Source organism: Pseudomonas sp. Irchel s3a12, assembly GCF_900187485.1.
Classification (GTDB): Bacteria; Pseudomonadota; Gammaproteobacteria; order Pseudomonadales; family Pseudomonadaceae; genus Aquipseudomonas; species Aquipseudomonas neuropathica.
In genome coordinates this window covers 19,818-38,314 of sequence record NZ_FYDN01000008.1, presented here as the reverse complement: position 1 = coordinate 38,314, position 18,497 = coordinate 19,818, and the positions used below count along the sequence as shown (strand labels likewise).

The 18,497-nt window shown below is 58.0% G+C and carries 20 protein-coding genes; 10 read left to right on the top strand and 10 right to left on the bottom strand.

The window, feature by feature from the left end:
* The first annotated feature begins 83 nt into the window (after window positions 1–83).
* The gene (locus CKW14_RS14840; RefSeq protein ID WP_095050141.1) at window positions 84–650 is read left to right on the top strand and encodes a nitroreductase family protein; all 567 of its coding nucleotides are present in this window, start codon (window positions 84–86) and stop codon (window positions 648–650) included.
* Between the two features lie 337 nt (window positions 651–987).
* Here CKW14_RS14840 and CKW14_RS14835 read toward each other — a convergent pair whose 3' ends face one another.
* From CKW14_RS14835 to CKW14_RS14810, 6 genes are all read right to left on the bottom strand, one after another.
* On the bottom strand, window positions 988–2,328 hold the full coding sequence (locus CKW14_RS14835; RefSeq protein ID WP_095050142.1) for a cell wall metabolism sensor histidine kinase WalK: 1,341 nt from the start codon (window positions 2,326–2,328) through the stop codon (window positions 988–990).
* Between the two features lie 175 nt (window positions 2,329–2,503).
* Complete coding sequence (locus tag CKW14_RS14830) at window positions 2,504–2,953, bottom strand: Spy/CpxP family protein refolding chaperone (protein ID WP_007919681.1); 450 nt, start codon at window positions 2,951–2,953, stop codon at window positions 2,504–2,506.
* A 287-nt stretch (window positions 2,954–3,240) separates the two neighbouring features.
* Window positions 3,241–3,918, bottom strand: coding sequence for a response regulator transcription factor (locus CKW14_RS14825; protein WP_095050143.1), 678 nt, complete (start codon window positions 3,916–3,918; stop codon window positions 3,241–3,243).
* A 7-nt stretch (window positions 3,919–3,925) separates the two neighbouring features.
* Window positions 3,926–4,336: a translation initiation factor 2 gene (locus CKW14_RS14820; protein WP_095125538.1), complete on the bottom strand. Its 411-nt coding sequence runs from the start codon at window positions 4,334–4,336 to the stop codon at window positions 3,926–3,928.
* Window positions 4,337–4,485: 149 nt separating this feature from the next.
* A complete protein-coding gene (locus tag CKW14_RS14815; protein ID WP_095050144.1) occupies window positions 4,486–4,785 on the bottom strand; it encodes a YciI family protein in 300 nt (99 codons plus the stop codon).
* Between the two features lies 1 nt (window position 4,786).
* On the bottom strand, window positions 4,787–5,386 hold the full coding sequence (locus tag CKW14_RS14810; RefSeq protein ID WP_093439529.1) for a septation protein A: 600 nt from the start codon (window positions 5,384–5,386) through the stop codon (window positions 4,787–4,789).
* Window positions 5,387–5,473: 87 nt separating this feature from the next.
* Here CKW14_RS14810 and CKW14_RS14805 point away from each other — a divergent pair, with 87 nt between their 5' ends.
* The 6 genes from CKW14_RS14805 to rluB all read left to right on the top strand — a co-directional run bounded on the left by CKW14_RS14805 (window position 5,474) and on the right by rluB (window position 10,499).
* Complete coding sequence (locus CKW14_RS14805) at window positions 5,474–6,337, top strand: PHP domain-containing protein (protein WP_095125537.1); 864 nt, start codon at window positions 5,474–5,476, stop codon at window positions 6,335–6,337.
* A gap of 13 nt (window positions 6,338–6,350) precedes the next feature.
* Window positions 6,351–6,980 (top strand): L-threonylcarbamoyladenylate synthase, encoded by a 630-nt coding sequence (locus CKW14_RS14800; RefSeq protein ID WP_093440143.1) that lies wholly within the window; start codon window positions 6,351–6,353, stop codon window positions 6,978–6,980.
* Window positions 6,981–7,103: 123 nt separating this feature from the next.
* A complete protein-coding gene (locus tag CKW14_RS14795) occupies window positions 7,104–7,802 on the top strand; it encodes a ScpA family protein (protein WP_172828192.1) in 699 nt (232 codons plus the stop codon).
* Window positions 7,803–7,813: 11 nt separating this feature from the next.
* Window positions 7,814–8,800 (top strand): SMC-Scp complex subunit ScpB, encoded by a 987-nt coding sequence (scpB, locus tag CKW14_RS14790; RefSeq protein WP_095125536.1) that lies wholly within the window; start codon window positions 7,814–7,816, stop codon window positions 8,798–8,800.
* 143 nt (window positions 8,801–8,943) lie between these two features.
* A complete protein-coding gene (locus CKW14_RS14785; protein ID WP_034153249.1) occupies window positions 8,944–9,135 on the top strand; it encodes a DUF1289 domain-containing protein in 192 nt (63 codons plus the stop codon).
* A 143-nt stretch (window positions 9,136–9,278) separates the two neighbouring features.
* Window positions 9,279–10,499 (top strand): 23S rRNA pseudouridine(2605) synthase RluB, encoded by a 1,221-nt coding sequence (gene rluB, locus CKW14_RS14780; RefSeq protein WP_095050147.1) that lies wholly within the window; start codon window positions 9,279–9,281, stop codon window positions 10,497–10,499.
* A 189-nt stretch (window positions 10,500–10,688) separates the two neighbouring features.
* Here the strand turns inward: rluB and CKW14_RS14775 are convergent, their stop codons facing one another.
* Both CKW14_RS14775 and CKW14_RS29955 read right to left on the bottom strand, forming a co-directional pair.
* Window positions 10,689–11,654 (bottom strand): leucyl aminopeptidase, encoded by a 966-nt coding sequence (locus CKW14_RS14775; RefSeq protein ID WP_095125535.1) that lies wholly within the window; start codon window positions 11,652–11,654, stop codon window positions 10,689–10,691.
* A 71-nt stretch (window positions 11,655–11,725) separates the two neighbouring features.
* The gene (locus CKW14_RS29955) at window positions 11,726–11,863 is read right to left on the bottom strand and encodes a hypothetical protein (protein WP_003222780.1); all 138 of its coding nucleotides are present in this window, start codon (window positions 11,861–11,863) and stop codon (window positions 11,726–11,728) included.
* An 893-nt stretch (window positions 11,864–12,756) separates the two neighbouring features.
* Between CKW14_RS29955 and CKW14_RS14770 the strand changes: the two genes are divergently transcribed.
* Window positions 12,757–14,175, top strand: coding sequence for an amino acid permease (locus CKW14_RS14770; RefSeq protein ID WP_095050149.1), 1,419 nt, complete (start codon window positions 12,757–12,759; stop codon window positions 14,173–14,175).
* A gap of 67 nt (window positions 14,176–14,242) precedes the next feature.
* Here the strand turns inward: CKW14_RS14770 and glyA are convergent, their stop codons facing one another.
* Window positions 14,243–15,592 (bottom strand): serine hydroxymethyltransferase, encoded by a 1,350-nt coding sequence (glyA, locus tag CKW14_RS14765; RefSeq protein WP_095125534.1) that lies wholly within the window; start codon window positions 15,590–15,592, stop codon window positions 14,243–14,245.
* A 515-nt stretch (window positions 15,593–16,107) separates the two neighbouring features.
* On the opposite strand from glyA, the gene CKW14_RS14760 reads away from it, so the two are divergent.
* Both CKW14_RS14760 and CKW14_RS14755 read left to right on the top strand, forming a co-directional pair.
* Window positions 16,108–16,731 (top strand): helix-turn-helix transcriptional regulator, encoded by a 624-nt coding sequence (locus tag CKW14_RS14760; protein ID WP_176471290.1) that lies wholly within the window; start codon window positions 16,108–16,110, stop codon window positions 16,729–16,731.
* Complete coding sequence (locus tag CKW14_RS14755) at window positions 16,715–17,590, top strand: queuosine precursor transporter (protein WP_093439557.1); 876 nt, start codon at window positions 16,715–16,717, stop codon at window positions 17,588–17,590. The genes CKW14_RS14760 and CKW14_RS14755 overlap by 17 nt, the downstream gene beginning before the upstream one ends.
* A 54-nt stretch (window positions 17,591–17,644) precedes the next feature.
* Here the strand turns inward: CKW14_RS14755 and queC are convergent, their stop codons facing one another.
* On the bottom strand, window positions 17,645–18,343 hold the full coding sequence (queC, locus tag CKW14_RS14750; protein WP_095050151.1) for a 7-cyano-7-deazaguanine synthase QueC: 699 nt from the start codon (window positions 18,341–18,343) through the stop codon (window positions 17,645–17,647).
* Window positions 18,344–18,497 lie beyond the last annotated feature (154 nt).

Genomic DNA, 18,497 nt, shown 5'->3' with positions numbered 1-18,497 from the left:
ACCCTTGGGGCAGGGCATGTAAACCGGCATCCTGTTGGCAGATACAGCTAGAATAGCCGCACACATTTTTCAGGAGGTGGCCGATGCAGGCTCTCGACGCGTTGCTCAACCGTGTTTCCGTTCCACGACTGGTCGAACCGGCCCCCACTGCCGAGCAGCGCGAAGCCCTGTTTGGCGCCGCGTTGCGCGCGCCGGATCACGGGCATTTGCAGCCGTATCGCTTCCTGACGGTCGAAGGCGCGGCGCGTGAACAGATGGGCGAGTTGTTGGCCGAGGCTGCACAGCAGCAGGAAGGCGAGGTCACCGAAGCGATGATCGACAAGGCGCGCAACGGTCCGCTGCGAGCGCCGTTGGTGGTTGTGGTGATCGCCAAATTGCAGGAACACGTTAAATATCCGAAGGCCGAGCAGTTGCTGGCGGCCGGGTGTGCGGCGCACGGGATTTTGCTGGCGGCGTATGCGCAGGGGATTGGTGCGGTGTGGCGTACGGGTGATCTGGCTTATTCGCAGCATGTGGCTAAAGGCTTGGGCCTGGCCGAAGGTGAAGAGGTGATTGCGTTCCTGTATCTCGGCACGCCGCAGAAAGAGCCGCGTGTGGCAGATAAAGTCGATCTGAGCGAGTTCGTCAGTGCCTGGCCTGGTAAAGCCTGAAGATCAAAAGCCCCTCACCCTAGCCCTCTCCCAGAGGGAGAGGTGACTGATTGGGGGATGCTGTAGAGGTACGCCGACCTGAAAGTGCTCGGCTGAATCCAGAGTCGATAACGGCTCCAGTGCATTTCGAGTTCGGAGTCGATAACGGCTCCAGTGCATTTCGAGTTCGGAGTCGATAACGGTTCCAGTGCATTTCGAACCCAGAGTCGGCGACGATTCACGTGCCTTCCTGGTCCATAATCAACTCGGTTCTTCAGGTCGATGTATGACGCAAGACACCTCGGTCGGCCCCCTCTCCCTCCGGGAGAGGGCTGGGGTGAGGGTAGCTTTTAGGCTCTTAAAGTTGCACCACCGCTCCGGGCACCAACGGCAATTCCAGGCTGGCAATAAACCCACCCTGCGGATGATTTGCCAGCGTCAAACTCCCACCATGCCGTTCCGCCGCTCGCCGCGCAATCGCCAGGCCCAAACCGTGTCCCGCTGCCGTCTGCCCCGGCGCCCGGTAAAACGGTTCGCCCAACTGGCTCAAATGTTCAGCCTGCACCCCCGGCCCATGGTCGCGCACGCTCACGATGATTTTTTCACCCTGACGTGAAGCCTGCATTTCAATCGGCTGACCTTCCGGGTTGAAGCGCTGGGCGTTGCGCAGCAGGTTATCGACGGCGCGCTCGATCATGGTCGGCCAGCCTTTCAGATTCAGCTGCGGTTCGGCATCAAGACGCACGATCTGCTCGGGCGATCCCAGTATTGCGTCCTTCTGCAAGAGGCCGAGCAACGCATTCAGATCCACCTCTTCAGCACTGGCGTTGTCGGCATCGACTCGCGCCAATACCAGTATTTCACTGATCAATGCTTCCAGCCGATCACACTCGCGGGTCAGGCGTGGCCAGAGTTTTTCCCGTTCTTCAGGATTGGCCCGTTCCGCCAGCGCCAAGGCAATGCGCAACCGCGCCAACGGTGAGCGCAATTCGTGGGAAACGTCGCGCAACAACTGCCGTTGGCTGCCTATCAGGCTCTGCAGACGCGCACCCATGCGGTTGAAGTCGGTGGCCAGCACGCCGAATTCGTCGCGGCGATTGGCCAGTTTCGCCAGGCTGTTCTGCTGATAGGTGGTCTGCCCGAGATCATGCACCGCGCCGCGCAAACGGCTGAGCGGGCGGGTGATGGAGAAGGTCACCAACAGACTGAACAGGGTCAGCACCACCAACGCGATGCCCAGCGCACTCAATGGCCAAAGCAGACTTTCGCGGTGCCAAGAGTCGAGTTCCGGATGCGGGATGCGGTAGATGAACAGGTAGGTGTCACCGGTTTTTTCGCTGGTGAATTCATCGGTCAGACGTCGCCATGGCAGGCGCCGGTCATCATTGTTCTGGCGGGCTTCGAACGCGGCTGCGCGGCGCGGGAAGGTGCCGCGAACCACCGGGTCGCCGGATTCGTTCAGCACCTGAACATCGATGTGATATTGGCGTTTGCGCTGTTCGAGGATGTCCTGAGCAGCTTCCTCGCCCTGGGCTTCGTAGGTTTGCGTCCATTCGCCGGCGAGGGTGTTGAGGCCCGGATGGCGGCTGAGGATCCACGCGTCCTGGTTGAGCATGTGCCCGAGCAGAATGGACAGCCCGGCCACCAGAGCGATGGCCAGCCAGAAGCTCGCGAGAATACGCCAGAACAATGAACGCACAGAAAATCCTCAGAACAAACGCAAATCCCTGTAGGAGTGAGCCTGCTCGCGATAGCGGTGAGTCAGACAAGTATTCGTTGACTGACACACCGCTATCGCGAGCAGGCTCACTCCTACATTGGATCGGTGGAAAAAGACCCGGCGGTGTTTAGCCGTCGGGTCCGGGGTCAGAACATTATTGCGCCTTTTGCGCCTGTTGCGCTTTCCACGCCTTGAATTCGGCCCATTCGGCGCGACGCTCGGCCTGTTTTTTCTGGATCTCGTCGAATTTCTTCTGTTGATCCGGTTTCAGCAGCGCCCGAACATCGGACTCGGCTTTCTTGTGGTTGGCGGCCATCTCGTCCTTCATGGCTTTCTGGTCAGCCGGCGAGAGTTTTTCCAGGTACTTGTCGACCACTTGCTTACGCTCGTGCATCTGCTCGCCCATGATCTTGCGGATCTGCTCGCGTTGTTCGCGGGACAGGTCGAGTTGGCTGTACGGGCCTTTGCCGTGCATGCCGTGCATCTGACCGCCGTGGCGTGGGCCGTCGAGCGGGCCACCCATCGGGCCACCGTCTTGCGGCATGGCCATGGCGACGGTTGGCAGAGCGGCAGCGAACATCAGAGCGATAAGAGTCTTGCGCATGGTGTATCTCCTTGTCTCGTTCCCGGTACGTTCCGGATGAGTTCAGATTACGGAGATCAAGGTCAGCGGCGGTCAGCACTGCGTAAAGCTTGGGTAAAGACGCTTCGCGCCCAGCCTTACACATATCCCGTTGTAGGAGCTGCGGCACGCTGCGATCTTTTGACTGTGGGACGCAGAGCGTCCCCGGCTGCATTCCCACGCAGAGCGTGGGAACGATCAGATCGCAGCCTGCGGCAGCTCCTACAGGGGGTGGCGTCGGTTACCGTTGGCCGGGGGATGTGTGCAGTTCAGAGGCTATAGAAGTAACCGCGGCTGCGCAGTGCGACGATGCGTGGGCGGCCGTCGGGATGCGGACCGATCTTCTTGCGCAGGTTGCTGACGTGCATGTCGAGGCTGCGGTCGTACAGGGTCAGCTTGCGACCGAGGGCGATCTGCGCCAGTTCCTGTTTGTCCAGCGGCTCGCCGGGTTGCTTGAGCAGGGCTTCGAGCAGGCGGCTTTCGGAAACGGTAAGGGTCAGTTCTTTCTCGTCGATGCTGACCACGCCGCGCACCGGGCTGAAACTCAGATCGCCCAGCTCAAGCTGCGTCGAGACTGCCGCCGGGTGGCTGCGGCGCAGTACGGCGCGCAGGCGAGCGGTCAGTTCTCGTGGGTCGCAGGGTTTGGCCAGATAATCGTCGGCGCCCAGTTCCAGACCGAGGATACGATCCAGCGGCTCGCCACGGGCCGAGAGCATCAGCACCGGCAGATCAGCGTGATCGTTGCGCAATTGCTTGAGCAGTTCCAGACCGCTGCCGTCGGGCAGCATCACGTCCAGCACCACCGCCGCCGGGGCCGTTTCGGCCAACGCCTTGCGCGCACTCTGGCCATCGTGGCAGGCGCGCACATGGAAGCCTTCCTGGCTCAGCCAGCTACTCAGGAGTTCGCATAACTCCTGGTCATCATCAATCAGTAACAGCTCGCTCATGACTCACTCAATTTAGCCATTGCCGACGTTTTCGGCTTGCTCCACTGGCAAAGATACCGCAGAGCAGCGCCAATAGCGCTACTCCGGCGCCCGTGACGAACCATTGCTGCTGATCAGTCAGCAGACGCGGCAGCGCGCTGGCCTGGGCTTCCTTGAGTTGCAGCTTGAGACGCTGGTTCTCCTGGCGCAACCGGGCGAGCTGTGCGCTTTCACGGGTATTGTCGGCATTTTGCAGTTGTTTGCTCAGTTCTTCCCGTTGCTGCTCGCTGGCCTTGAGGCGCTGCTGCAACTCGGTGATCTGGCTGCCGGCGCTTAACGACAATGGCGTGGAACTGCCGCCTTCGGTGGTTTCCTCACCATGGGCGGGTGCCATGATCGACAACGTGACCAACATCAGACACAACGGACCCTTGCGCATCGCGACACCTGTTTCCAAATGGATATTGGGCAGGTTGTCGGCAGGCAAACGAGAATAATGAGCGATTGAGAGCAGCAAGAACCAGGAAGGTTCATTGCGTGAGGCAGTGTCGCGAGTGATGAGGGGTAAATCCCCTCATCACCGAACGTTTAAGGCAGGACTTGCTTGAACGGCTTGACGACCACGTTGGCGTAGACACCCGCGGCGATGTACGGATCAGCATCGGCCCATGCTTGCGCAGCGCTGAGGGAATCGAATTCGGCGACGATCAGGCTGCCGGTGAAACCCGCTGCGCCCGGATCATTGCTGTCGACGGCCGGGTGCGGGCCGGCCAGTACGATGCGGCCTTCGCCCTTGAGCGCATGCAGGCGTTCCAGATGCGCAGGGCGCGCGGCCAGGCGTGCTTCCAGCGAGTTGGCGACGTCGGTGGCAATGATGGCGTAGAGCATGTCAGTCCTCGGTTTTTGGTGTTGTTGTGGTATCGGCATCGTGCAGATGACGCGACAGGTAAATGCCCTGTGCGACCAGGAATACCAAGGTCATGCCCAGGCTGCCGAACACCTTGAAGTCCACCCAGTAGCTCTGGAAGGTGAAGGCGACGAACAGGTTGGCAGCGCCGCAGAACAGGAAAAAGCCGATCCAGGCGATGTTCAGGCGGGTCCAGACCGGATCCGGAAGGGTCAGTGCGTGGCCCATGATGCGTTTGATCAGCAGGCGGTCACCGATGAAGTGGCTGCCGATGAAGGCGACGGCGAACAGCCAGTTGACCACCGGGGCTTTCCACTTGAGGAAAGTCTCGCTGTGGAAGGCCAGCGTCAGGCTGCCGAATACCAGGCAGGCAATCAGGGTCAGCCATTGGCTCTTTTCCAGCTTGCGCTGTTTGATGAACAACGCGCCGTACACCACCAGGGAACTGATGATCAGCATCGCCGTGGCGCTGTAAATACCGCCTACAGTGACTTCATGGCCAGCGATGTCGACGACCCGTGGATCAAGTTTGTAAACGATGAAGAACAGCAGAAGCGGGATGAAATCGATGAATTGTTTCACAGTGAGAGCCAGAAGCTGGATGTGGCGGCATAATAACAAACATATGGGCGCGCGATAGCGCCAGCTGATTTGAGGTTACAACTCCCCGTGAATGTTGATTTGCATTGCCATAGCACGGCCTCCGATGGCGCCCTCGCGCCTGCGGTTCTGGTTGCGCGTGCGTTCGAGAACGGCGTGCGAGTCCTGGCGTTGACTGACCACGACACCCTCGAAGGCCTCGCCGAAGCGCGCACGGCCGCCAATGAATTGGGCATGCAACTGGTCAACGGCGTCGAATTGTCCTGCACCTGGGGCGGCGCGACGATTCATGTGTTGGGCTACGGTTTCGACGTCAACGCCGCACCGTTGGTCGAAGCGATTGCCAGATTGCACGATGGGCGCTGGCTGCGGTCGGAAGAAATAAGCCGCAAACTCGCTCTCAAGGGCATGCCCGGTGCCCTCGATGGTGCCCGGCAGGTCCAGCAGGAACTGGGCGACAGCGGCAACGCCCCGGCCCGTCCGCATTTCGCCGACTGGATGGTGCGTGAAGGTTTTGTAAAGGATCGTGCCGAGGCATTCCGCAAATGGCTCGGCGCCGGCAAGCTGGGTGACGTCAAGTTGCACTGGCCGACGCTGGAAGACACCGTTGGCACACTGCGTGCCGCCGGGGCCTGGGTCAGCCTCGCGCATCCGTGGCACTACGATTTCACTCGTAGCAAGCGTCGAAAGCTGATTGCCGACTATATTCAAGCAGGCGGGCATGCGATCGAGGTGGTCAATGGCCATCAGCCTGCGGAACAGGTCGGCAGCCTGGCAATCCTTGCCCGAGAGTTCGGTCTGCTGGTCAGCGCTGGCAGTGACTTCCATGGCCCTGGCGGCTGGTCCGAGATCGGCCAGTACCGGCCGGTTCCCGAGGACCTTCCATCCCTGTGGTGTCGGTTCAAACATGACACAGATATTGCCGCCGTCTGAACAGGTAGAGAATGTGAGTCAATTTTTCCAGATTCATCCGGAAAACCCGCAAGCGCGCCTGATAAAACAGGCGGTCGAAATCATCCGCAAGGGCGGGGTGGTGGTTTATCCCACGGATTCTTCCTACGCCATCGGCTGCCAGATCGGCGACAAGACCGCGATTGAGCGCGTGCGCCGCCTGCGCCAGCTCGATGAAAAGCATAACTTCGCGCTGATCTGCAGTGACCTGTCGCAATTGGGCAACTACGCCAAGATCGACACCGGCACCTTCCGCATTCTCAAAGCGCATTTGCCGGGGCCATACACCTTCATTCTCAACGCTACCCGCGAAGTGCCGCGTCTGTTGCTGCATCCGAAGAAGCGCACCATCGGTCTGCGTGTGCCGAGCCATCCGATCGCGCTGGCGCTGCTGGCCGAACTCGGCGAGCCGCTGATGAGCGTGACCCTGATCATGCCCGGCGACGAAGACCCGCTCAGCGATCCTTACGAAATGCGCCAACTGCTTGAACACCAAGTGGACTTGATCATCGACGGCGGTTTTGGCGGCATTAAAGCCTCCACCGTGATCGACCTGACCGGCGACGACCCGGAAGTGATCCGCGTCGGTTGCGGCGACCCCGCGCCGTTCATGGTCGAGGCCTGAATGTCCGCAGTGGAAACCGTTGTCGATCCGCAGGCCGGCGCTCAGCAGGAACTGCCATTTGCCATGGTCTATGGCCAGGCAGTCATGGAGATGCCGCTGGACCTGTACATCCCGCCGGATGCGCTGGAAGTCTTTCTTGAAGCCTTCGAAGGCCCGCTCGACCTGCTGCTGTACCTGATCCGCAAACAGAACATCAACATCCTCGACATCCCGGTGGCGGAAATCACCCGCCAGTACATGGGCTATGTCGAGTTGATGCAGTCGGTGCGCCTGGAGCTGGCCGCCGAATATCTGGTGATGGCCGCGATGCTCGCCGAGATCAAGTCGCGCATGCTTCTGCCTCGGGCCGAGACTGTCGAAGACGAGGAAGACGACCCGCGCGCCGAACTGATCCGCCGCTTGCAGGAATACGAGCGTTTCAAGGCGGCCGCCGAAGGCATCGACGGCTTGAGCCGGGTTGGCCGCGATGTGATCGTGCCCAAGCTCGACGCCCCGGAAGCCCGGGCGCGCAAGCTGTTGCCGGATGTCGCGCTGGAAGAGATTTTGATGTGCATGGCCGAAGTGCTGCGCCGTGGCGATATGTTTGAAAGCCACCAGGTCAGCCGCGAGGCACTGTCCACCCGCGAGCGCATGAGCGATGTGCTGGAACGGCTCAAGGGCGGCGGTTTTGTGCCGTTCGTCGAGCTGTTCACCGCCGAGGAAGGGCGGCTGGGTGTGGTGGTGACCTTTATGGCGATCCTTGAACTGGTCAAGGAATCCTTGGTCGAGCTGGTGCAGAATGAGCCGTTCGCCGCGATCCACGTGCGAGCCCGAGCCGAATAACGAGTCGAAACATGAACCTGACTGAACCCCGCGAGCTGGCCCCCCTGCTTGAAGCCTTTCTGTTGGCCTCGGGAAAGCCGCAATCCCTTGAGCGTCTGTTTGAACTGTTTGAAGAAGGCGAACGGCCCGAGCCTGCGGTCTTCAAGAAAGCCCTGACCCTGCTGGGCAAGTCCTGCGAGGGCCGTGCTTTCGAGCTCAAGGAAGTCTCATCGGGCTATCGCTTGCAGATCCGCGAAAAGTTTTCGCCGTGGGTCGGCCGCTTGTGGGAAGAGCGCCCGCAGCGTTACTCCCGCGCCTTGCTCGAAACCATCGCGCTGATCGCCTACCGTCAGCCGATCACCCGTGGCGAGATCGAAGACGTGCGTGGCGTGGCGGTGAACAGCAATATCGTCAAGACCTTGCTGGAGCGCGAGTGGATCCGTGTTGTTGGTTACCGCGACGTGCCGGGCAAACCGGCGATGTTTGCCACCACCAAGATGTTTCTCGATCACTTCAACCTGAAGAACCTCGAAGACCTGCCGCCGCTGGCCGAATTGCGCGAAATGGAAACTGACCCGGTGCTTGATTTCGACGACGCTCCGGTGCCGCAGGGCTTGCAGGAACTGGCCGATGCCAGCGCCGAGCCGGAAGAGGAGAAGGAAGAGACCAGTTTCCATACCTTGCTGTTGGAGCTGGACAGCATGGAGGAGGGGATCAAGACCGACTTCGATGATTTGCTGCGGGATGCGGTGGATGGTGAGGCGGGCGACAGTGACGTGCCGACGAACGAGCCTGAAACCGAAGTCGCTGAGCCAGCGATTGAAGTTGAACTTGAAGCAGAGCCAGAAGCCGAACCGGAAGAGGACATTCTTGGCGTCGCCGAAGCCCGCGAAAAACTATTGGCCGCCGTCGCCGCGCTCGAACAACCCGCGCCAGAACCGGAGCTAAGCGAAGAAGAAGCCGAAGCCCGTGCCCTGGCCGAAGCCATCGAGGCCGAACGCCGCGAATTGGAAGACTGACCCGCCCTGCCAAACACCGCGATCCCCTGTAGGAGTGAGCCTGCTCGCGATAGCGGTGTATCTGTCAAGAAGATGTTGACTGACACACCGCTATCGCGAGCAGGCTCACTCCTACAAGGGATTTGTGTTTTTCGGAGACCTCGATGAGTTCCACCAAAGACCCGTGCATCAGCCTCTGCAAATTCACCGACGACATCTGTCTCGGCTGCGGCCGCAGCAAGCGCGAAATCAAAGCCTGGAAGAAACTCGACAAGGACGACAAGCGCAGCGTACTGGCCGAAGCCGCGCTGCGCCTGATCAAACTCGGTGGCGCCGGTCGGCGGAAAAAGAAATAACCTTGGCCTGATCGACTAGTCTCTGATGCGCGATGGCGCACATCCGCGTATGATTCGCGACCCTTCGCCGATCCCTTCGGCTAAGTACCCAGATTTCAATGCTTCAGGCGCCGCCTGAACAGACCACACCGGGAGGTGCCCAGATGAGCGACATCATTCAGAAAGACGACCAGGAAATCGGCCCAGCAGGCGAAAAGCTGCAGAAAGTCCTCGCCCGTATCGGCGTCGGCTCGCGCCGTGACGTGGAATCCTGGATCAGCCAGGGCCGGATCAAGGTCAATGGCAAAGACGCCACCCTCGGTCTGCGCGTCGACATGCACGACGCCATCACCATTGATGGCAAGGTGATCAAGCGCGAAGAAGCGGCCGAATCGGTCCGCCGCGTGATCATGTACAACAAACCCGATGGCGAGATCTGCACCCGTGACGACCCTGAAGGCCGTCCGACCGTGTTCGACAAGCTGCCGCGTCCGAAAGAAGGTCGCTGGATCAACATCGGTCGTCTCGACATCAACACCACCGGTCTGCTGATGTTCACCACCGACGGTGAGTTGGCCAACCGTCTGATGCACCCGTCCTACGAGATGGACCGTGAGTACGCCGTGCGCGTACGCGGTGAAGTCGACGACGAGATGATCGAGCGCCTGAAGGCCGGCGTCGTGCTGGAAGATGGCCCGGCGAAGTTCACCGACATCAAGCAGGCGCCAGGCGGTGAAGGCTTCAACCACTGGTATCACTGCGTGGTGATGGAAGGCCGTAACCGTGAGGTTCGTCGTCTGTGGGAATCGCAGGGTCTGGTGGTCAGCCGTCTGAAGCGCGTGCGTTTCGGTCCGGTGTTCCTCAACTCCGACCTGCCGATGGGGCGCTGGCGCGAAATGAGCCAGTACGAAGTCGACATCCTCAGTGCTGAAGTCGGCCTGACGCCGGTAGCGATGCCGCAACTGAACGCCAAGAGCAAAGACAAGCTTGAGCGCATGCAGCGCAAATCGTCGCGGCCGATGGCCAAGACCGAGCGCGTTCGTACGCTGCGTCCAGCCGCTGGCGCGCCGACCGGTCCGCGCCCAAGCCGTGAACCGCAGATCGAAGGCGAGCGTCCAGGTCGCAAGCCAGTAGCCCGTGACGGCGAACGCGCTCCGCGTCCGGCCAACGGTCGCACTGAGCGTGGCGAGCGTGGTGCACCTGCCGGTCGTGGCACGCCTGTGGCGGATCGTCCAGCGGACACCACCAACAAGCGCCCGGCCAAACCTGCGCCGAAGCGTCCGGGGATCAAGCTGGTTGACGGTGACAAGCCGTCGGGCAAGCGTCGTGGCGCACCGGCAGGTTCCGGTCAGCGTCCGGGGTTTGGTCGTAAAAAGCCTGAGTGATCGGGTTTAGCGCCAAATGAAAAAACGCCAACCGCAGGGTTGGCGTTTTTTTTCGTCTGGCGCACACCGATCGTTCCAACGCTCTGCGTGGGAATGCCTCAACGGACGCTCCGCGTTCGGCTCTAGAGGGACGCGGAGCGTCCCAGGCTACATTCCCACGCGGAGCGTGGGAACGATTAAATCTTGGGGCTAGAACACAAAACGCCCATCAAACACCGGCTTGTCATCCAGCGCCAAAACACCGCCGGAGAAGATCAGGTCCAGGTGATGACTGCCCTTGGCGCCACCGCCCAACCCAAGATGCAACCCACAATGCCGCTCCTCAAACCCGGCATTACGCGCATACAAATCCTTCACGCCTTCATTGGTGCCAATCCCCAACTCCTCAATCCGCCGGTTCGACGGATTGGCGTCCAGGTACTTGTTGAAGTCATGCTCCAGCCCCGGCACCTCCGTGGCGATGCGGCTGATGGTCGAGTTCTCGATCCACAGTTCCAGTGGTGATTCCAGCACACCGTACTTGCGCGCAAACGGGATGGTGCTGAGGAACGTGCCCTTGAACTTCACATGGCCGTTGATGGCCTCGCTGTGCGTGGCGATTTCGCCGGGGGCCAGGTCAAAGTTGCCGACACCGTTGATATCGGTCCACTTCTTGATGCTGCTCAGCGGCGTTTCAAACCATGAGCCGTCATCGTCCTTGAAACTCAGCGTGGTCGCGTGGGACATACGCTGGATCAGGTGACTGTTCAGTCCGGCAATCCGCTGCGGGGTGACGCTGAAGGTGTCATAGAAATAATCGCCGTAATCCTTGAACAGCAGCGACTTCTTCCAGTTCTCCGCCATCACCGCTTGCAGCGCGCGCACGAACTCCGGGCCGTCGGGGCGTGGGTTGGGCAAGGTGGAAGAGTCGTAGAAAAAAATGTACAGATCGCTGTCGGTGATTGCCGAGGTCAGCGTTGCGGTGCTGTCCAGGTCCAGACGTCGGGTGCTGAACTGGAAACGAGGATGATCGCCTGCCTGTTCGGCGAGCGCGCCGGTCAGCGCTTCGTAATCAGCCGTGTGGCCGAGCAATACCTTCGCCGAGTCGATGCCGGCAAGGGCGGGGTGGTGTTCGAGGTAGTAAAGGAAATGCGAGATCGCGCGGGGCTTATCCATGAATCCTCCCTGACTGACCGTGTAAAAAGCGGCAGGCACGACCGGCCGGATCGTGCCTGCCCGGAGATGTCTTACAGAGGCCACATCGCCGTGCCGAACGGAACTACCGCGTCGGCTTGCATCATTTCTACAGCCGCCTCGTGGGTCGGTGCTTCAAACCATTCGTCCAGTTGCAGTTCGGTATCCAAGTCTTTTTCCAGTGCTTGCATGGTCGATCTCCTAGATGACATTCACGGTTGTGACTGGCCGGTCGAGGTGGCCGGCAAGACGTGAAGAACCTAGTTCAGGGTTTTTTGTAATGCAAAAAATTATTCATTTATTTTTTAAATAGACTTTTTATTCTGTTTTTCGGCGGCAGTTTTTTTATTTGAAAACAAAAAACTAAACGGCACGTTTCATTAGCAAGCTAGCTACCGTCAATTTGCAGACGTCTGACAGATATTTCTGAAATGGAAACTCTGCGTTACGCGTCGTAAAGAAAAGTTTACAAAAAAGCCGTTAAAACCGAGTGAAACCAACCCGTCATGAGCGCTGTAAGGAAAAGCTGCCGAAGCCTGCTCCGCCGCGGGCCGGACAAGGCTCTGGCACGCTTGTTTCAGCATCGTTTGCAGGGTGATATGCGCCCCATGCCTGTCGTGCAGGTGCATAACAAGAAGGAGGCGCAATGAACGCCGTGACTGATCTCCATCTCTCTCCGTGGGACGGTTTTTTCCTCGTCCACGCCGATGGCCTGCAAAGGCCTGACTCAATTTTTGCAGCCGCTCGAGTGTCTCGAGGCGGACACACGCAATCCCGGCAACCGCCACGCTGATCCAGCGGGGTCTGGCAGCAGGGGGTTAGCGGTGTACAATGCGCCGCGTTTTAACTGTGACCCTCTGCGTAATCGCGCAAATCTCAAGGCTATCCGCCTTGTTCACTCCGTGGCGCCACAAGCGTTTCGGGGTCGATTTCGTCACAGATAAAAACAAACAGGTGACGCATGACCGTTGTAAATGAGCTGAACTCCTGGTGCCTGCGCTGGGGTTTGATCGGGGCTGCTTGAAATCGCAACCTGGCAGCAACGTCTACTGAACATCATCAAACCTTGCGTGAGACCTTTTTCATGAGTGGACAACCCTCGCAATCAGGCGAGCTGAAACGCGGCCTGAAAAATCGCCACATTCAACTGATCGCCCTCGGTGGCGCGATCGGTACCGGATTGTTCCTCGGCTCGGCCGGGGTACTGAAATCCGCCGGCCCGTCGATGATCCTCGGCTACGCCATCTGCGGCTTCATCGCCTTCATGATCATGCGCCAGCTCGGCGAGATGATTGTCGAAGAGCCGGTGGCCGGTTCCTTCAGCCATTTCGCGCACAAGTACTGGGGCGGCTTTGCCGGCTTTCTGTCGGGCTGGAACTGCTGGATTCTGTACATTCTGGTGGGCATGTCGGAGCTGACCGCGGTCGGCAAATACATCCACTACTGGGCACCGGACATCCCGACCTGGGTGTCTGCAGCGGCTTTCTTCGTGCTGATCAACGCGATCAACCTGGCCAACGTCAAAGTCTTCGGTGAGGCCGAATTCTGGTTCGCGATCATCAAGGTCGTGGCGATCGTCGGCATGATTGCGCTCGGTAGCTACCTGCTGGTCAGCGGCAACGGCGGCCCGCAAGCCTCGGTGAGCAATCTGTGGTCGCACGGTGGTTTCTTCCCGAACGGTGTGAGCGGTCTGGTGATGGCCATGGCGATCATCATGTTCTCCTTCGGCGGTCTGGAAATGCTCGGTTTCACCGCCGCTGAAGCCGACAAGCCGAAAACCGTGATCCCGAAAGCAATCAACCAGGTGATCTACCGGATCCTGATTTTCTACATCGGCGCACTGGTGATCCTGCTGTCGCTGACGCCATGGGACAGCCTGCTGGAAACCCTTAACGCGTCCGGTGATTCGTACAGTGGCAGCCCGTTCGTGCAAGTGTTCTCGATGCTCGGCAGCAACACCGCCGCGCACATCCTCAACTTCGTGGTCCTGACCGCCGCGTTGTCGGTGTACAACAGTGGCACCTACTGCAACAGCCGTATGCTGCTGGGCATGGCCGAGCAGGGCGATGCGCCGAAAGGTCTGGCGAAGATCGACAAGCGCGGCGTGCCGGTGCGGTCGATCCTGGCTTCGGCGGCAGTGACGCTGGTGGCTGTGCTGCTCAATTATCTGATCCCGCAGCACGCGCTGGAGCTGCTGATGTCGCTGGTGGTTGCGACGCTGGTGATCAACTGGGCGATGATCAGCTTCTCGCACTTCAAGTTCCGCCAGCACATGAACAAGACTCAGCAGACGCCGCTGTTCAAGGCGCTGTGGTACCCGTACGGCAACTACATCTGCCTCGCGTTCGTCGCGTTCATCCTGGGCGTGATGCTGCTGATCCCGGGCATTCAGATCTCGGTGTATGCGATTCCGGTGTGGGTCGTATTTATGTGGGTTTGCTACGTGATCAAGAACAAGCGCGGTGCGCAACAGGCCGTACCTGCGGCAGGTGCTGCCAAGTAAGCGCTGACGCAGAAACACAAAACCCGGCCTGAGTGCCGGGTTTTTTATGGGCGCAAATGTTGGACCGCTATTGATAGTCGGCGAGAGGATAGTCCCTGCACAGGGTTTCGACCTCTGAGCGAAACTGCGCGAGGAGCAGAGGTTCCAGGGTGTAATCCTGTTCGCCGAGCGGCGCTACCGTATTCAGAACCCGCACGATCAAATCGACGATCTGGCGGCTGCCGTGGACATCGACCCGGCGTTGCGCTAGAGCCGCGGTGCCGATACGCAGCCCGCTGGTGACAAGTGCCGAACGGGGATCGTCGGGTAGGCGATGTTTGTTGACGATGATCCCGCAGTGTCCCAGCGCCGCCTCCGCGATAGCCCCTGTGATGCCACCCCGCAAGCGAACCAGCACTGTGTGGTTTTCACTGCAGTCGCCGACCACCTCATAATCCTTGGCCTGAAACGCTTTGACCATTTCATCCGCCGTACTGCGGATCTGTGCCATGCAGGCATCGAATTCTGCGGACATTGCGTAACCCAGCGCGGCAGCCTTCGCTGCGATCATGTTGGCGGCGAGCGCGCCCTGCATGCGCGGGTAAACGGCTTGATCCAGCAGGCGACTGAAGGTGGTTCTCAAGCCGGGGATCTTGGTGTTGGCGTCCCGACCGCTGAGGATCACGCCACCCCGAGGTCCGGCGAGTTGCTTGTGCGTGCAGGTGACGGTGACATGTGCGGCGTCGATCGGACCTGGATGCCGTCCGGTGGCCACAAGCCCGGCGATATGCGAAATGTCGGCGAGCAGGATGGCGCCGGCTTCATCGGCAATTTCGCGAAACCGCTTGAAGTCGACTACGCGTGAATAGGCGGTGGCGCCGCAGAGGATGACGCGTGGGCGATGGGCGAGCGCCAGCAGACGCACTTTGTCGTAATCAATGAGACCGTCGGATGTCGTGCCGTACTGGATCGCCTTGTAGTAGGCGCCCGAAAACGCCGCGAGGCTGCCATGCGTGAGATGACCACCGTGTTCCACTGCCATACCCAGCAAGGTGTCGCCAGGCTCCAGCAAGGCCGTAAGGACTTGGTATATAGCGTTCGACGCTGAGTGTGGCTGCACGTTGGCGTATTGCGCGCCGAACAGTTGCCGCGCTCGGCGGATGGCCAGCGACTCGACCAGTTCGACGTTCTCGCACCCTGCACTGTGGCGCTTGCCGGACATGCCCTCTGCCGTCACGTTGACCAGCACGGAAGCAGAGGCCGCCAAGGTTCGCGGCTGGACGGCGCAGGAGGAGGAGGCCAGTGAAAGCGTGTGCTGTTGACGCGTGACTTCAGCGTCGAGAATGGCCGCCAGTTCGGCGTCTTCTGCGCGAAGATCCGCCAGGCCACGACGCAACATGTCAGCCTGGTTCTTGAGCGGTTCAGTAATGACTGCCATTGCTTGATTCCTTCCCTGGTTTTGCGAGATTTGCGCATGTCCTTGCTTGCCAGATCTGTACAGGCGAATCCGTGTTTTGACCGCTGTGAGCGCAAAACTAAACCCTGTACAGGTCCCCGTTTTTTCGTTCTTTCACTCTCGAGAATGAAGCGCCGGGTTGACGCATCATAAATTTTTCAGTGAGGAACGCCACAGAATTAATCAAAAAAATGAACATTCTTCAAAGAAAATGATTCTTTTTGTAGCCGCTGCGGGTGTAAAACGGCCATGGCATGATGCCGATTTTCAGACGCCGGGTGAAAGGCAACCGAAACTGAATAGTCAGTACAAAGGCTGAAATCATCCTGCCAGTGGGTGGGTGGCATCGCGTGAAGGCTGACTTTTTATACCGAACCCAAGGAGGGAGAATGCTATGATCCTGCGCGGCACTGACAGGGATATAACTGCAATTTCCTACCTCACTTGTGCATGTCCGGAATGATCATTCTGGGTGTGACATTGATTGCAGTTAAAAAATGGATGGCAAGCATGTGATACACAGAAGAGAAAGATCGGAGAATCTGAAAAACAACATCAAATACCTGATAAAGAGTCGCGGGGAGACGCAGTTGTCCTTGTGTCACTCCAGTGGTTTGACGCGTACCACCATCTACAACATCCTTGAAGGCAAAGTGGTCAATGTACAACAGTCCACTGTACGCAAGATTTCTGATTTCTTCGGCGTGTCTTACGAGGAAATAGAAACGATTGATTTTGAAGAGAAGGAAATCATCGAAAGCAGTATTTCGCCACAGGGGAACATGAATCCGGCGGCGGTGCCTGTCATCAAGGAAAGTATGCTGCTGCAAAGTCTGGATAAAAGAATTGGTGAACTGGCCACGATTCATCCACTGACTTACTATTTTGGCGCGTCCTTTAACCTGATTGGCGTGCTTCTGGAAAACGAAATTAGTGGCATGAACGAACCCGGCGATCTGTTGATCGTGCAGAAAGGAGCATCGACCAGCGACAGGGAAAAACTGGTGTATGACAAAATCACAGCGAAGTTATCTATAAGCCATGAAGGCAGCTTTGATACGGATCGTGTATGCGTGATCGGAGATGTAATCGAGGAACGATTTAATGGATTGCAGTGTTGAAATGGAAAACAGCAAGTACAAATTGCTGGGGTTCGAAAATGGAAAAAGCCTGGCCGTTATCATGGTCATTGCGACAGGCAAGATAATTAAAATAAAACTGAGTGAAGTGTTGAATAGTGAGATTATGGATAATCTGAATAAAATCGAAGTGAAAAACCTCTACAAGAAGTTCTACTCCCAGGGTGGGGCGCTGACGGCTTACGAAATCAATGATCGTCATGAGAGTTCCTGGATGATCTACATTATCCTGAACTTGATGTTGTTCACGCTTTATATCTTCACCAGTATTGCAGCGACTAAACCGATCTATCTGGATTACTTTGACATTGTCGTGACCCCGGGAACCTTTCTTTACCCGCTGACCTTTCTGATCGTTGACCTGTTGAACGAGACCTTTGGTCTGCGGTTGGCGCGCCGGGCAATTCTCTTTGCGTTCATCAGCAATGCGGCGATTATCATTCTATTGGCGATCACCACCCATTTGCCGGGGTTGCCGGGGTGGAAGCTCGATGGACCTTACAATGACGTGATCAGTCAATTGTCTTCTGTTCTGGTAGCGTCTTCGATATCGTTTCTGGTGTCCGAAAACATCAACTCGTATCTGTTGTGCAAGATCAAGGAACTGACCAACTCCAGATTCCTGTTCTTGCGCGTATTCTTGAGTACATTGTTTGCAGTAATCATCGACAGCTTTCTGTTCTGTTACATCGCATTCTATGGAACGATGGAGAACAGTGCGATCTTGAGCATGATCTATGTGCAGATCGCGATCAAAGTGGGTTTTGCTTTCTTTAATATCATGCCCGCTTATGGGGCGCGGTCGCTGTTCAAGAAGTATTTGACAGGAAGCCAGGTTTGATCGAATAGCAGAAGCGCTCGCTTGGATTGTCCAGGCGAGCGTTTTTTTTGTGCCTTATTTTAGTTTGAGTTTCAATTTCAAACTGTTGGTTACCTGCTCTTTGTTCTCCAGGAACTCGCTGAGGCCTTTCGCGCGAAGATTGCACGCGTCACAGTCGCCGCATCCGCTTCCAGCTATACCGTTGTAGCAGGTCAGCGTGTGATGACGAATCAGGTCAAGTTGATTGTGGTAATCAGCCAGCGCCCAGGTTTCGGCTTTGTTCAGCCACATCAGTGGCGTTTCCAGACGTAACTTGTAATCCATGCCCAGTTCAAGCGCGTTGTTCAACGCCTTGACGAACTCATCGCGGCAATCCGGGTAACCCGAGAAGTCGGTTTCGCAAACGCCGGTAATGACTGTTCGGGCTTGAACTTGATACGCATAGATAGAAGCGAGGGTCAAAAACAGAATGTTTCTTCCCGGTACGAAAGTGCTGGGCAGACTTTCTCCGGAGCTGTTGACGGTCGGCACGGGAATGTTGTCGCGGGTCAGGCTGCTGATCGCCAGTTCATTCAGCAGAGAGACATCCATTACCTTGTGAACGGTCACGCCAAGCTGTTTGCAAAGTTGCTGGGCAACTTCAATTTCCGCGTGGTGACGCTGACCATAATCAAAGGTAATGCAGTGGACTTCATCGTAGTGGGTCAGTGCATGGATCAGGCAGGTCGTAGAGTCCTGGCCACCACTGAAAACGATAACTGCCTTGTTGCTCATAAGTCTGCTTCCTGCATTAAACGGGTAAATTTAAAGGTCGCAATGGTAACTCGAAATGATGCTCGATATAAGTGCGCTGGAAGTTGCGCCCGCAGGCCGCAGGTCGCTTTGCAGCTAATCGCGGTATCCTGTGCACTCTGATTACGGACGTTTT